The organism is Erythrobacter rubeus (assembly GCF_014705715.1).
Lineage (GTDB): Bacteria > Pseudomonadota > Alphaproteobacteria > Sphingomonadales > Sphingomonadaceae > Erythrobacter > Erythrobacter rubeus.
Window position 1 is genome coordinate 1848490 of record NZ_JACXLC010000001.1, and the last position, 12722, is coordinate 1861211.

Annotated in this window: 15 protein-coding genes and 1 tRNA gene; 11 read left to right on the forward strand and 5 right to left on the reverse strand. The window is 61.8% G+C overall.

Annotated elements, in window-relative coordinates:
* Position 1 precedes the first annotated feature (1 nt).
* The gene (locus tag IB285_RS09170) at positions 2-415 is read left to right on the forward strand and encodes a hypothetical protein (protein WP_190787886.1); all 414 of its coding nucleotides are present in this window, start codon (positions 2-4) and stop codon (positions 413-415) included.
* A complete protein-coding gene (locus IB285_RS09175; protein ID WP_190787887.1) occupies positions 412-1524 on the forward strand; it encodes a zinc-binding dehydrogenase in 1113 nt (370 codons plus the stop codon). Before IB285_RS09170 ends, IB285_RS09175 begins: the two co-directional genes overlap by 4 nt.
* A gap of 8 nt (positions 1525-1532) precedes the next feature.
* On the opposite strand, the gene IB285_RS09180 is transcribed toward IB285_RS09175, so the two are convergent.
* Positions 1533-2519 (reverse strand): asparaginase, encoded by a 987-nt coding sequence (locus IB285_RS09180; RefSeq protein WP_190787888.1) that lies wholly within the window; start codon positions 2517-2519, stop codon positions 1533-1535.
* Between the two features lie 109 nt (positions 2520-2628).
* On the opposite strand from IB285_RS09180, the gene IB285_RS09185 reads away from it, so the two are divergent.
* A tRNA-Val gene (locus IB285_RS09185) sits at positions 2629-2704 on the forward strand.
* 21 nt (positions 2705-2725) lie between these two features.
* Here IB285_RS09185 and IB285_RS09190 read toward each other — a convergent pair.
* Complete coding sequence (locus IB285_RS09190; protein ID WP_190787889.1) at positions 2726-3325, reverse strand: TlpA family protein disulfide reductase; 600 nt, start codon at positions 3323-3325, stop codon at positions 2726-2728.
* A 40-nt stretch (positions 3326-3365) separates the two neighbouring features.
* On the opposite strand from IB285_RS09190, the gene argH reads away from it, so the two are divergent.
* The 4 genes from argH to IB285_RS09210 are packed head-to-tail and all read left to right on the forward strand — an operon-like array spanning position 3366 to position 7128.
* Positions 3366-4742, forward strand: coding sequence for an argininosuccinate lyase (gene argH / locus IB285_RS09195; protein WP_190789059.1), 1377 nt, complete (start codon positions 3366-3368; stop codon positions 4740-4742).
* Complete coding sequence (locus tag IB285_RS09200; RefSeq protein WP_407925620.1) at positions 4742-4978, forward strand: hypothetical protein; 237 nt, start codon at positions 4742-4744, stop codon at positions 4976-4978. The genes argH and IB285_RS09200 overlap by 1 nt, the downstream gene beginning before the upstream one ends.
* A gap of 12 nt (positions 4979-4990) precedes the next feature.
* On the forward strand, positions 4991-6250 hold the full coding sequence (lysA, locus tag IB285_RS09205; protein WP_190787891.1) for a diaminopimelate decarboxylase: 1260 nt from the start codon (positions 4991-4993) through the stop codon (positions 6248-6250).
* Positions 6247-7128, forward strand: coding sequence for a precorrin-2 dehydrogenase/sirohydrochlorin ferrochelatase family protein (locus IB285_RS09210; protein WP_190787892.1), 882 nt, complete (start codon positions 6247-6249; stop codon positions 7126-7128). The genes lysA and IB285_RS09210 overlap by 4 nt, the downstream gene beginning before the upstream one ends.
* 8 nt (positions 7129-7136) lie before the next feature.
* Here IB285_RS09210 and IB285_RS09215 read toward each other — a convergent pair whose 3' ends face one another.
* Complete coding sequence (locus IB285_RS09215; protein ID WP_190787893.1) at positions 7137-8129, reverse strand: MarR family transcriptional regulator; 993 nt, start codon at positions 8127-8129, stop codon at positions 7137-7139.
* A gap of 128 nt (positions 8130-8257) precedes the next feature.
* On the opposite strand from IB285_RS09215, the gene IB285_RS09220 reads away from it, so the two are divergent.
* Both IB285_RS09220 and IB285_RS09225 read left to right on the forward strand, forming a co-directional pair.
* Entirely contained in the window at positions 8258-8830 is a 573-nt protein-coding gene (locus IB285_RS09220; protein ID WP_190787894.1) for an RNA polymerase sigma factor, read from the forward strand.
* On the forward strand, positions 8827-9216 hold the full coding sequence (locus IB285_RS09225) for a DUF6768 family protein (RefSeq protein ID WP_190787895.1): 390 nt from the start codon (positions 8827-8829) through the stop codon (positions 9214-9216). Before IB285_RS09220 ends, IB285_RS09225 begins: the two co-directional genes overlap by 4 nt.
* A 21-nt stretch (positions 9217-9237) precedes the next feature.
* On the opposite strand, the gene IB285_RS09230 is transcribed toward IB285_RS09225, so the two are convergent.
* A complete protein-coding gene (locus IB285_RS09230) occupies positions 9238-10527 on the reverse strand; it encodes an adenylosuccinate synthase (protein WP_190787896.1) in 1290 nt (429 codons plus the stop codon).
* Positions 10528-10712: 185 nt separating this feature from the next.
* Here IB285_RS09230 and IB285_RS09235 point away from each other — a divergent pair, with 185 nt between their 5' ends.
* The gene (locus IB285_RS09235) at positions 10713-11738 is read left to right on the forward strand and encodes an alpha/beta hydrolase (protein ID WP_190787897.1); all 1026 of its coding nucleotides are present in this window, start codon (positions 10713-10715) and stop codon (positions 11736-11738) included.
* 100 nt (positions 11739-11838) lie between these two features.
* The gene (locus IB285_RS09240; protein ID WP_190787898.1) at positions 11839-12282 is read left to right on the forward strand and encodes a hypothetical protein; all 444 of its coding nucleotides are present in this window, start codon (positions 11839-11841) and stop codon (positions 12280-12282) included.
* Between the two features lie 48 nt (positions 12283-12330).
* Here IB285_RS09240 and IB285_RS09245 read toward each other — a convergent pair whose 3' ends face one another.
* Positions 12331-12720, reverse strand: a complete 390-nt coding sequence (locus IB285_RS09245) for a RidA family protein (RefSeq protein ID WP_190787899.1) — start codon at positions 12718-12720, stop codon at positions 12331-12333.
* Positions 12721-12722 lie beyond the last annotated feature (2 nt).

Consider the following 12722-nt stretch of genomic DNA (forward strand, 5'->3'; position numbering starts at 1 on the left):
AATGGCGAAGTGGTACAAGTTCCCCACCAGTTCGGCGATGTCCGAAGGCGACTACCGCGCCGGGCTCAGCGCGATGAATATCGTGTTTGGGGCCGTATTGGGTTTCGTACTCGTGGGCGGACAGGAATTGCCTGTCACGGACTTCATGGCCATGCTGAGCATCAGCGCGCTAATCGTGATGATGATCCAGGCAATCGCGCTGAGCGAGTACACTTTGTTCAACGTCGCATCGACGGCCGCTGCCATCTATTTCCTGCCGGAAGTGGCAGAAGAGTTTTTCAGCATCGCAAAGGTGCCCAAATTGCAGCCTACACTCGCCGTGTGGGCCACGATGGCCGTAATCCTCGAGCTGTCGCCGCGCGAAAAGACCGATCCCGAAACCACAAAGAAAATCACTGGAGAGACAAACCCATGACCATGACCGGCAAACAGCTATTCACCACCCTTGGCGCGGATGGCAAACTCACGCTTGAAATCAGCGAGGAGAGCTTCCCGCAGCCCACCGGAAACCAGGTCCTGGTCAAGATGGAGGCGGCACCGATCAATCCCTCCGATCTTGCTATCCTCACAAGCGCGGCGGATTTCGAGAACGCGGATTATTCCACCGGCAAGGTTGTCGCCGACATGCCGGAACCTTTCCTTTCCGGTCAGAAGAACCGCCATGGACAGCGCCTTCCGGCAGGCAATGAAGGTGCCGGTGAAGTCGTCGCGACGGGTGACGGCGACATGGCGAAGGCGCTGATGGGTCAGCGCGTTGCCTGCGTACCGGGCAATGCATTCAGCCAGTATGCCATCGCCGATGCCATGATGTGCCTGCCGCTGGGCGATCATTCGAGCGAGGTTGGCGCGTCCAGCTTCGTCAACCCGATGACCGCCTTGGGCTTTGTCGAGACCGCGAAGATGGAAGGCCACGACGCGATCGTGCACCTCGCCGCGGCCTCCAACCTTGGTCAGATGCTCAACAAGATCGCGATCGAGGACGGGCTGAAGGTCGTCAACGTCGTGCGCAAGCAGGAGCATGTCGACCTGCTGAAGGGCATCGGCGCGAAGTACATCGTGAATTCGTCGGACGACGATTACATGAAGCAGCTTCGCAGCGCGATCAAGGAAACCGGGGCCTATCTCGGCTTCGATCCGATCGGTGGCGGTCAGGCCAGCGACAACGTGTTGAAAGCGATGGAACAGGTCGCGGCCTCGCAGATGGACGAGTACTCACGCTACGGCTCAACGCAGGACAAGAAGATGTACATGTACGGGCGGCTCGACCTCAGCCCGACCATCCTCACGCCAAGCTACGGCCTGCAATGGGGCATTTCGGGCTGGCTTCTGACGCCGTTCCTTCAGAAGGCCGGCATGGAAACGGTCGTGAAGATGCGCACCCGCGTCCAGCAGAACCTCACCACGACCTTTGCTTCGCACTACAAGGCGAAGGTCAATCTGGAAGAAATGCTGACCAAGGACGCCATCACCGATTATCGCCAGATGAAGACCGGCGAAAAATACCTGGTCACGCCCTGGTCCTGACCTGACGGCTAGGGATTGTCGAAAGCGGCCTGGATTGTCTCCAGGTCGCTTACCCCTTCTGAAAGCAACAATTTGAGCAGGATCCGCGATTTCTGCGGATTGAGCGCGCGCGCCGCGACGAAACGGTTGGCGTCATCCTCGCCCTCTTCGCGGTCGACGAGTCCTTCATCGACGCGGCTGGCGCGCACGACGACCACGCCATCGCGTGCGTATTCCGCCAGACGGCGCCGCACGCCATCGGGCATGTTGCCCTCACCCGCACCGGCGACGATGATCCCCTTCGCGTTTTCTCCAAGAATACGGTCAACGAGGTCCGCTTCGATCCCGGCGGCAACGTAGAGGATCGGCACTTCGGGCAAATCTTCGCTATAGGAGAACCGCGCGCCTTCACCTTCGCGCCATGGATTGCCAAACCATTCGAGCGCGCTCGGCGTGACCAGTGCGATGCCGCCGCGCGGAAAGCCGCGGAACGCATCATCAGTCCCGCGCGTGCGCACTTTGCGAACATCGCGCGCCCCCAGCACGCGGTCTCCCATCACCACCAGCACGCCGCGTCCGCTAGCGCCTGCATCTCCTGCAACCCACACTGCATTCACGAAATTGCGCATCCCGTCGCTGCCCACAACATCGGCCGGACGCATCGCGCCGACCAGCACGACCGGCTTGGTCGCGGGAAGCGTCAGGTCGAGCAGGAATGCCGTCTCTTCTGCCGTGTCGGTGCCGTGAGTGACGACGATCCCGTCGATCGCATCGTCGGCCATCGCAGCGGTGATTTCACGGTGCAGCTTGGTCCAGATCGGGGGACCGATGTCTTCCGATCCAATATTGGCGATCTGCTTGCCGGTTAGCTTCGCCGAGAGCCCGAATTCGGCGACCTGCTGAAGCCAATCCTCGATCGCGATCTGGCCCGGACGATAATCGTGACGGGTGGCCGAGCCGGCAATACCCGCAATGGTCCCTCCGGTAGCGAGGACGAGGAGATTGGGTGCACTCATGGCAGACGCGTTTAGCGCCGCGATACGATTTCGACCATATCAGCGATTGATTTTGCGTTTTTAGCCGCTAGATAGCGCTCTCTCGCCCGTTCAAGGGCGCCCGTGGTTGGGGCGATTAGCTCAGTTGGTAGAGCATCTCGTTTACACCGAGAGGGTCGGCAGTTCGAGCCTGTCATCGCCCACCACGTTTTCAAACAATCGCGGATTTACTCGGCGCCGCCCGCCGATCCGATCGCTTCGGAAATCTGCGCGACCGCCTCTTCGCTATCCCATTCGTAGCCCCCGGCAACCCTGAACAGTTCCTTGCCCTCGGCATCGAAGAGTATCGTGAGCGGCATCAGGCCGTCTTCGTTGAGCGCCGCATTCAGCGTCGCATCTTCATCGAGCCATTGTTCGAGATTCGCGAAATCGCGCTGCGCAAAGAAAGGCTCGACAACTTCGGCCCCGCGCACGTCCTGGCTTACCGTGAGCACTTTCAAATCGTCACCCATTTCGGTGGCGAGCGCATCGAGGGTCGGCATTTCGATCACGCACGGCGCGCACCACGTCGCCCAGAGGTTGAGCAGGACCGGAGTGCCTTCAAGTTCGCTCAAACTCAGCTGGGCGCCCTCCGGATCGGAAAAACTGAGATCGGGCAGCTCGGTGCCCGCCTTGAACCGCACGATTTGACCCGGCAGCGGCGGCGGCGTTGGCGCTCCGCCACCCACCTGCGCTTCGTTACCGCGTTGCGCAGTCTCTTCCGGCGCACTATCGCACCCCGCAAGAGCAAGCGCCGAAGCAGCCAAAACGAGTGAAATCCGGATCATGAGCGACTCCTCAGATAAGACCGATGCCCAATCGAATGCGATGTGGGGCGGCAGGTTCGCCGAAGGGCCTAGCGCGATCATGCGCGAAATCAATGCCTCGATCCCGTTCGACAAGGCGCTGTGGCGCCAGGATATCGCGGCCTCGCAGGCACACATCGCCATGCTTGAGGCTCAGGGGATCGTCGGTGCAGACGATTCGAAGGCCATTTCCGACGGGCTCAATGCCATCGCCGCCGAATACGAAAAAGACGGCGTGCCGGAGGATTGGGACCTCGAAGATATTCACATGACGACAGAGGCACGGCTTTCCGACCTAATCGGCCCCGCTGCAGGACGGCTACACACTGCACGCAGTCGCAACGATCAGGTCGCCACCGATTTCCGGCTCTGGGTGCGCGAGGCGATCGACCAGATGGATGCAGGGCTCGCAGCGCTCCAGCGCGCGCTCGTCATCCGCGCCGGTGAGCATTCACGCAGCATCATGCCGGGTTTCACCCATTTGCAGACCGCGCAGCCCGTCACGCTCGGGCATCACCTGTTGGCGTATTACGAGATGATCCGGCGCGACCGTTCCCGGCTCGCGGATACGCGCGCAAGGCTCAATGAAAGCCCACTGGGCAGCGCCGCACTGGCGGGCACAGGCTTTCCTATCGACCGCGACGCGACTTCGAGCGCGCTCGGCTTCGACCGGCCGACCGCCAATTCGCTCGATGCGGTATCCGACCGCGATTTCGCGATGGATTACCTCTACGCGGCGAGTGTTTGCGCCCTGCACCTTTCGCGCTTTGCCGAGGAGCTCATCATCTGGGCCAGCCAGCCTTACGGCTTCGTCCGCATGCCTGACACGCTCTCGACCGGCAGCTCGATTATGCCGCAAAAGAAGAACCCCGACGCCGCCGAACTGGTGCGCGGCCATGCGGGCCGGGTGATCGGATGCCACACCGCGCTGATGATCACCATGAAAGGCCTGCCGCTCGCCTATTCGAAAGACATGCAGGACGACAAACCGCCCGTGTTCGAAGCGGCCGGACTGATGGCGCTCAGCATCGCAGCGATGACGGGCATGGTCGCGGACAGCACTTTCAACATGGATCGCATGCGCGAGGCGGCGGAACTTGGATACGCGACCGCGACCGACCTAGCTGATTGGCTGGTGACGGAAGCCGATATTCCCTTCCGCGAAGCGCACCACATCACCGGCGCCGCGGTGAAACTCGCAGAAAAGCGCGGCTGCGCGCTCGATGAATTGCCGCTCTCCGATCTTCAGGCCATCGATGACCGCATTGATGAAAGCGTTTTCGATGCGCTGAGTGTCGATGCATCGGTCGCGGCGCGCGCAAGCTATGGCGGAACCGCGCCGGAGCAGGTAGACAGGCAGGTGAAGCGCGCACGCGCAGAGCTTGGAATGGACGAATGATGCGTACGGTTTTGCTTTTGGGACTTGGGCTCGCACTGGCCGCATGCGGATCGCGTACCGAGCTGACGCCGCCTGAGGGAGCCAGCCTGCCGGTTGCTCCCTACGGCGCTCCCGATCAGCCGACCTCGGAGGAGCTGCTCGAACTCAGCACCTTGGCCGCGCCGGAGCGCAGTGTCGAGCTGCGCCGCCGCAGCGAAGAACGCGAAGACGATCCGTTCGATCTTCCTCCCGAATAAACGAGAACACTCTTGGATCACTTTGCCCTGCAAGACGGCGTGATGCACGCCGAGGACGTACCGTTGCCCCGCATTGCGGAGGAAGTCGGCACGCCGGTCTATGTCTATTCGCGCGCCACGCTGGAGCGGCATGCGCGCGTGTTCCGCGACGCGCTGAGCGATGTGCCGGACAAACTCATCGCGTTTGCCGTGAAATCCAACCCGAACCTCGCCGTACTCAAGGTCCTGCAGAAGCAGGGATATGGTGCCGATTGCGTGTCCGTTGGCGAAATGCGCCGCGCACTCGCCGCCGGAATGGCTCCTGAAATGATCGTGTTCTCGGGAGTTGGAAAAACCGCGCGCGAGCTTTCCGAGGCGCTGGAAGCCGGCATCGGGCAATTCAATATCGAGAGCGAGGAAGAAGGACTGGAGCTCGCGAAGATCGCCGCCAGCATGGGCAAGACCGCGCAGTGCGCCCTGCGTATCAACCCGGATGTCGATGCCGGTACGCACGACAAGATCTCCACCGGGAAGGCCGACAACAAATTCGGCGTGCCGATCGATCAGGCCGGCCAGATCTTCGGTATGCTTGCAAGCCATGACAGCGTGAACCTGCGCGGTGTGGCCGTGCATATCGGCAGCCAGCTTGGCGAATTGGCACCGCTTGAGAGAGCTTTCGAAAAGCTCGGCACACTTGTCAAATCGCTGCGCGGGGCGGGTCATACGATTAGCCACGTCGATCTCGGCGGCGGTTTGGGAGTGCCCTACAAGCGCGGCGACCAGCTGCCCTCGCCCGCCGAATACGGTGCGATGGTCGCGCGCGTGACGAAAGACTGGGGCGTATCCCTCATCTTTGAGCCAGGCCGCGTCATTGCCGGTAACGCCGGCGTGCTTTTGACCCGGGTGGTGCGCGTGAAGCGCGGGCTCAACAATCCGTTCGTCATCGTCGATGCGGCGATGAACGATCTGGCGCGCCCGGCTCTCTACGGTGCTTACCACGACTTTGCAGCCGTCGAACCGCGCGGTGCGCAGATGACAGCCAACATCGTCGGCCCCATTTGCGAGACCGGCGATACCTTCGCGATGGGGCGCGAATGCGACCTTCTCGAAAGCGGTGATCTGGCGGTGTTTCGCACCGCCGGGGCGTATGGCGCCACCATGGCCTCGAGCTACAATTCGCGCGGCTTCGTGGCCGAAGTGCTTGTCGACGGAGACAAGTTTGCCGTGGTTGCCGACCGGATCGAAGCGAGCGCGATCATGGATGCAGAACGCGTGCCGGACTGGCTTGCATGAGCGCACCCGTACCTGAGATCGGCAGCCTTCCGCTGTTTCACCAGATCGCAGGACAGAAAGTGCTGGTGCTGGGCGAAGGCGATGCCGCCGAACCGAAACGAAGGCTCGTCGAGCGCGCTGGCGGTGTCATCGTCGATGACATGCAGCGCGCGGTGGATGAAGGCGTGCGTATCGCGTTCATCGCTTACGACGATGCAAAGGCCTGCGAAGCGGCAGCAATCAATCTGCGCTGCGCCGGAATGATCGTGAACGTGGTCGATCGCCCCGAACTGTGCGATTTTACGACGCCGAGCATCCTCGACCGGGATCCGCTGCTTATCGCCGTTGGCACTGGCGGTGCATCGGCAGGCCTCGCGAAGCATATTCGCCTGCGCCTTGAGCGTCTGCTGCCGCAATCGCTGGGTGATTTGGCGGGTGCGCTAAAACGCGTCCGCCCTTCGCTGCGCAAACGGCTTCCCGATGGCGGCGAACGACGCCGGGCGATCGATGCGGCGCTACGAGAGGGCGGCGCGCTCGACCCGCTCAATCCGGAGTCGGCAGGCAGAGTGGGAGACTGGGCGCGCGGTGAGCTCGAGAGCGACCACTGTGAGACAGCCGAGTTCGCCATTAGCAGCGCCGATCCCGAGGACCTCACCATCAGGCAGGCGCGCATGCTGGGCGAGGCCGATGCGGTCTGCTGCGACGGCGCCATACCTGCAGAGATCATGGCCCGCGCGCGTGCCGATGCCGAAAGGTGGACGTGCGAAAACGCCGTTTGCCACAAGGCGCGGGCTGACGGCGGACCGGCGCAGTGCATGCGATCGGCCGCATCGCAAAACGAAAAGCGCCTTACTGTCATCCTGCGATGGACCGGCACGGAGCAGGACACCAAGGGCTAGTCCGGTAGCTAAGCCGCCTGTGCCAACGGCATTTCGACCTCGGCGAAATAGCGCGCCATCGCCTCGACCGAGCGTTCGCTCAAGGCGATAAAGGCACGCCTCTTGTCCGATCGGTCCGCGATCCGTTCGAAAATGCCGCTCTCGACCATCTGCTTGACCCAGCGAAGGGCCGTGGTCGCCGGAACGCCCGCAGCGATGCACAAGGAAGTGACCGACACCCGCTGATGCTCGGCATGGGCGGCGGTGAGATCGAGCAGCATGTCCCAAGCTGGATCGGCAAACAGCTCTCCATCGAAGAAGCGCGCTCGCGCCTGCCGCGCGGCGAGCATTTGCCGCACCATTCTTGGATCGGGTAGCGGCGGATAAGCTGATCGCGGGCCCGCGCTGTGCCCGCCGGTAAGCGGCTCGCCAGAGTCCCGAAATTCGCGCTTGTGGTCGGAGAGGCGCTGGGAGGCCGGCGCATCGGCCAAGGATATCCGGTCGAGCTCCTGCGCGATCCCGTCCACCTGCTGCGACAGCCGGAGCAAGGCCATACGATCTTCTTCGGACATTTCACGCACACGCGCGCTCGAAACATTCGCCAAAGTGCGGCCTACCGCGACCACGCGCTCGGCCCTGCTCGGCTCCACCAGGATCTGCGGGCGTGACTGATCGAGGACCGCGAAAATATCGTCGAGCGCGTCGAGTGACGTCACAACGATCAGTTGCGCACCCGATCTGGCAATGCGCATATCGAGCCGCGCCAAAGAGGCAAGCGAGCGGCCATCGAGCACAGGGCAATCGACCATCACCACATCGCCGAGCAGGGTGATCGGCCCGTCGAGCAGAGCAGCGATCTCACCGCCATCGACCGTGCGAAACCCCGCTCCGGTCAGATCCTCCGCAATCTCTTCGCGCATTCGCGGACGATCCGCGAAGATCGCGACCCGCGCGGGCAGGCCTGCGGAATCCTGCGCAATGTCATAACGGAAATCTTCACCCACCTGTTTCGCCTCGCCCATCGAATCGCCTCCTGCAAATGAGAACGAGAGTAGAACAAATAGTGATCAGGTCAAGTAAACCGTCGATATCACATCTTTTCCAGCGTCGCGATTGAACCTTTTGCGCTTAGGACGCGACTACCTTTGTGATGACCGAAAAATCTCGCCCTCTCGTGCCGCAATCCGGCGTTCTTTTCGATGAATTGCTCGTCGTGATGGTGCAGCAGGGAGACCGGCAGGCGCTGGAGAGATTGCACGGCCGCTGGAACGCCCGGCTTGTCCGCGCGGCATACCGGTTTACCGGCGACAGCGATCTGGCGCGCGATCTGGTGCAGGAATGCTGGATCGGGATCTGGAAAGGCATCGCAGGCCTGCGCGACCCCGCCCGGTTTCGCAGCTATGCCTTTGCGATCCTGCATCGGCGCGGAGCGGACCATTTGCGCAAGCAAGGCCGCATTCCCGAAACCACCGATGCCGCGCCTCCCGAGCCATCGCAGCAGGCGGTTCAGGGTGAAGCGCTCGCGCTAAGACAGGCGTTCGATGCCTTGCCGCCAGACCAGCGCCTTGCTGCGCATATGCACTTTATCGAGGGAATGACCCTCACCGAAATCGCAGCGGTTCAAGACATCCCCACCGGGACTGCGAAGAGCCGTCTGTTCCACGCGCGCCGCAAGCTGAAGGACGCGCTCACACTCGATCCAATCGAAGGAGACTTGCCATGAGCAACAGCCACACAACCGACAGCCGCATTGCCGACGCGCTGGGGAGCGACGATCACGCCTTCCTCGCCAGCCTCGATGAAGATCGCGGCATGTTTCAGCAGATCGGCGACAGCTGGCATGGCCCGCTGGGCGGCTGGGCGCGAGTGGGGTTCGGCGCCGCCATCGTGATTGGCCTGGCGCTCGCATACTGCTTTTACCGCGCCGTCACCGCCGATGCGGGCGGGGAGATGATCGGCTGGGGCCTGACCACGATCGGTCTGCTCATCATGCAGGGCTTTCTGAAAGAGTGGATGTTCGCCCGCATGAACATGCTCACCGTCCTGCGCGAAGTTAAGCGCTTGCAGGTGCAGGTCGCGCTGCTTTCCGAAGCCAAAGCGCAGGACTGAGTTTTCCTCGGCCCGGGGCGATCAATCGACGAACGGATCCCGCATCAGGATCGTATCGTCGCGCTCCGGGCTGGTGGAAACCAGCGCCACCGGGCATTCGATCAGCTCCTGCACGCGCTGGATATATTTGATCGCATTGGCTGGAAGATCGGCAAAGCTGCGCGCACCCGCGGTGCTTTCGCTCCAGCCGTCCATCTCTTCATAGATCGGTTCGACCTCCGCCTGCTCGCCCGCATGGCTCGGCAGGTAATCGTAGACATTGCCGCGCAGGCGATAGCCGGTGCATATCTTGACCGTATCGAGGCCGTCGAGGACATCGATTTTGGTGAGCGCGATACCGGTCACGCCGCTGATCGCGCAGGTTTGCCTGACGATCACCGCATCGAACCAGCCGACCCGGCGCTGACGCCCGGTAACCGTTCCGAATTCGTGGCCTCGCTCGCCGATACCTTGACCGACCTCGTCATCGAGCTCGGTCGGAAACGGGCCTGACCCGACGCGAGTCGTGTAGGCTTTCACGATGCCAAGCACGAAACCAGTCGAATTCGGCCCGAGCCCGCTACCCGCAGCGGCCGTGCCGCTGACCGTGTTCGAGCTGGTAACGAATGGGTAGGTTCCGTGATCGACATCGAGCAGCACGCCCTGCGCGCCTTCGAACAGGATTTTCGCACCCGCCTTGCGAACCTTCTTTAGCCGCTTCCACACAGGCTGCGCGAAACGCTGCACGAAATCGGCGATATCGCGCAGTTCCTCGATCAAGGCCTCACGGTCCACCGGTGGCTGATCGAAACCTGCGCGCAAGGCATCGTGGTGCGCGCAAAGGCGGTCAAGCTGCGGGTCGAGACTGTCGAGATGCGCGAGGTCGCACACGCGGATTGCTCGCCTGCCCACCTTGTCCTCGTAAGCGGGACCGATGCCGCGCCCGGTCGTGCCGATCTTCCCCTTGCCCGCCGCGGCTTCGCGCAGGCCATCGAGATCGCGGTGCATCGGCAGGATCAGCGGGCAATTGTCGGCAATCGCGAGATTATCGTCATTGATCACCACGCCCTGCCCTTCGAGCTTTTCGACCTCGTCCCTGAGCGCCCAGGGATCGAGCACGACGCCGTTGCCGATCATGCTCATCGTGCCCGACACTATGCCCGATGGCAGCAAGCTCAGCTTGAAGACCTTGCCATCGATGACCAGCGTATGACCGGCATTATGGCCGCCCTGAAAACGAACGACGGCGTCGGCGCGGCTCGCGAGCCAATCGACGATCTTGCCCTTGCCCTCATCGCCCCACTGGGCGCCGATCACGGTGACGTTGGCCATTCAAAAGCTTTCTTTACGGGTGAACAAACGGCGCGGGCGTAGGCGGTTGCAGGTGTAAGGGCAAGGTGCTTGCGATGAGCCTTGGAAAAAGGATCGAATACACTTTGCGACACAGTTTCCCTTGGCCTCGCCGTCGCTTCGCGCAAGACTGCGTTATCGGGGCATGGGAGCGCAGGAGAATGGTCTTGAAATATGCGAAATCTGCCCTCGCGGCGTTCACATTGGCCGCGCTTGCCGCCGGGTCGATCTTCGCCCAGCAGCGCGAGCGGCCATCGCGCGAATGCATCGAGGAAATCACCGAGCTGTGCGGGCGCGACCGCGCGAAGATAAGGGCCTGTGTCCGCGAGAATGCAGCCCGGCTTTCCGATGAGTGCTCCGGCGAGCTGCGCGAGCGGGTGCAGCAGCGGCGCGAGGCGCAAAGCGGACCACCACCGGCTGCGCAGGTGCGTGCAGACAACACGGTCATATATGGCAACGCGCAGCGCCAGCAGATCGACGTCTTCGAACCGGAATGCGCAGTCGATGAATTGCCGCTGGTGCTCCACATTCATGGGGGCGGATGGTCGGCTGGCAACCACAAGCTTGTGCAGTCGAAACCGGCGTATTTCACAGGCAGCAACTACTATTTCGCCTCGACCGGCTACCGCTTGCTCCCCGGCGTTACGGTTGAAGACCAGGCCGCCGATATCGGCGCGGCGATTCAGGCCCTGCGCGGGCAGGCCTCTGCCATAGGGTTCGACGCAAATCGCATCGTGGTCATGGGGCATAGCGCAGGCGCGCATCTCGCCGCGTTGATCGGCACCGAACCCAAATATGCCGGCGATGCCTTCGCGGCCATCCGCGGCGTCATTCTGCTCGATGCCGCCGCCTACGATATTCCAAAGAACATTGCTGAAGCGGGGCCGCGCGCGCGCAACCTTTATGTCGACGTCTTCGGGGACGATCCTGCGCGGCAGCGGGCGCTATCACCGCTGACCTATGTCGGGGGCGATGATGCCCCTAACTGGCTGGCGCTTTATGTCGAAGGCCGCGAGAATACCGAGGCTCAAGCGAAATTGCTGGCAAGCGAGCTCACTGAGGCTGGCAAAAATGCGCAGGCCGTCGCGATCCCCGACACCGATCACGGGCGCCTCAACCGCGAGATCGGCACCGAGGCAGGCTCTGCACAGAACCAGGCGATCGATGCGTTTTTGGAGCAGGTGTTCGGATAGGTGAAGGCCTTCCCTTGTTCGATATAGCCAAGCTCAACAGGCAAATTGTTGACACAAAAATCGAGTAATTTGGCTGCCCTTAATCGAAAGGGAGGTTTCGATGGCAGTCAAGAATAGCGAAACGATAGAAAGGCTCGTTGCAACAAAGGGTAAGCAGAAGTTTCTTCGAGGTTTTACGCTCGGGAAAGCGGGCGTCCCGGCCTCATCTTTGAGAGTTTACCCGACCCTGTCGCTCGGCAGCTATTTCGAAGTTGACGAGGATCATGTCGACAAGGTGATTGGCGACGGGAAAGGAGGCGAGGAAAAAACTCTGCTCCTCAAAGATGACGCCGAGGTAGCGCTTGTTACACGAACACCGATACCGGTCTCGGATCTGGACGATGAAGGCGGCGGACCGACTGCAGAGCGCGCAAAGCAGAATCCCTTGGTCGATCGATTGAGATTATACCTGCTGCTTGGCAATGAAGAGCTGCTTAAAATGTATCTCGGCACCGAGTTGATCCCTGGCACAGGGAAATCCGGTAGTCCTGAAGAGCTCTTGTAGCATCCACCGGCAGAGGTTTTTGCAATAATCACTGCCAGAAGCTGGGCTTCAAACCGCCGCAATGACGTCGATTTCGACCATCAGTTCGGGCAGTGCGAGGCTGCTGACCTCGACCGTGGTATCCGCCGGGTATGGCGGCGTGAAGTGCTTCTTGCGCGCCTCCACGATCTTCGGAAAATTCGCCATGTCGGTGAGGTAAATCGTCACTTTCACGATCTTGGAAAGGTCACTTCCCGCTGACTCCAGCACGCGCTCGATATTGGCGAGGGTCTGGCCCAGCTGCAGATCAAAGTCGCCTTCTCCGACGATCGAGCCATCCTCTGCGAGCGCGGCTTGGCCGGAGAGAAACACGAGATTGCCGACGCGCCATGCCGGAGCGAGCGCAAAGGGTTCCAGCGGGTCCGGATCGATCGATACGGGTACTGGCTTGTCACTCATTG

What these genes read in the sequence shown, in the direction of transcription:
- IB285_RS09170 (WP_190787886.1), top strand. Translation starts at nt 2, where the DNA reads ATGGCGAAGTGGTACAAGTTCCCCACCAGTTCGGCGATGTCCGAAGGC.
- IB285_RS09175 (WP_190787887.1), top strand. Translation starts at nt 412, where the DNA reads ATGACCATGACCGGCAAACAGCTATTCACCACCCTTGGCGCGGATGGC.
- IB285_RS09180 (WP_190787888.1), bottom strand. Translation starts at nt 2,519, where the DNA reads ATGAGTGCACCCAATCTCCTCGTCCTCGCTACCGGAGGGACCATTGCG.
- IB285_RS09190 (WP_190787889.1), bottom strand. Translation starts at nt 3,325, where the DNA reads ATGATCCGGATTTCACTCGTTTTGGCTGCTTCGGCGCTTGCTCTTGCG.
- argH (WP_190789059.1), top strand. Translation starts at nt 3,366, where the DNA reads ATGTGGGGCGGCAGGTTCGCCGAAGGGCCTAGCGCGATCATGCGCGAA.
- IB285_RS09200 (WP_407925620.1), top strand. Translation starts at nt 4,742, where the DNA reads ATGCGTACGGTTTTGCTTTTGGGACTTGGGCTCGCACTGGCCGCATGC.
- IB285_RS09210 (WP_190787892.1), top strand. Translation starts at nt 6,247, where the DNA reads ATGAGCGCACCCGTACCTGAGATCGGCAGCCTTCCGCTGTTTCACCAG.
- IB285_RS09215 (WP_190787893.1), bottom strand. Translation starts at nt 8,129, where the DNA reads ATGGGCGAGGCGAAACAGGTGGGTGAAGATTTCCGTTATGACATTGCG.
- IB285_RS09220 (WP_190787894.1), top strand. Translation starts at nt 8,258, where the DNA reads ATGACCGAAAAATCTCGCCCTCTCGTGCCGCAATCCGGCGTTCTTTTC.
- IB285_RS09225 (WP_190787895.1), top strand. Translation starts at nt 8,827, where the DNA reads ATGAGCAACAGCCACACAACCGACAGCCGCATTGCCGACGCGCTGGGG.
- IB285_RS09230 (WP_190787896.1), bottom strand. Translation starts at nt 10,527, where the DNA reads ATGGCCAACGTCACCGTGATCGGCGCCCAGTGGGGCGATGAGGGCAAG.
- IB285_RS09240 (WP_190787898.1), top strand. Translation starts at nt 11,839, where the DNA reads ATGGCAGTCAAGAATAGCGAAACGATAGAAAGGCTCGTTGCAACAAAG.
- IB285_RS09245 (WP_190787899.1), bottom strand. Translation starts at nt 12,720, where the DNA reads ATGAGTGACAAGCCAGTACCCGTATCGATCGATCCGGACCCGCTGGAA.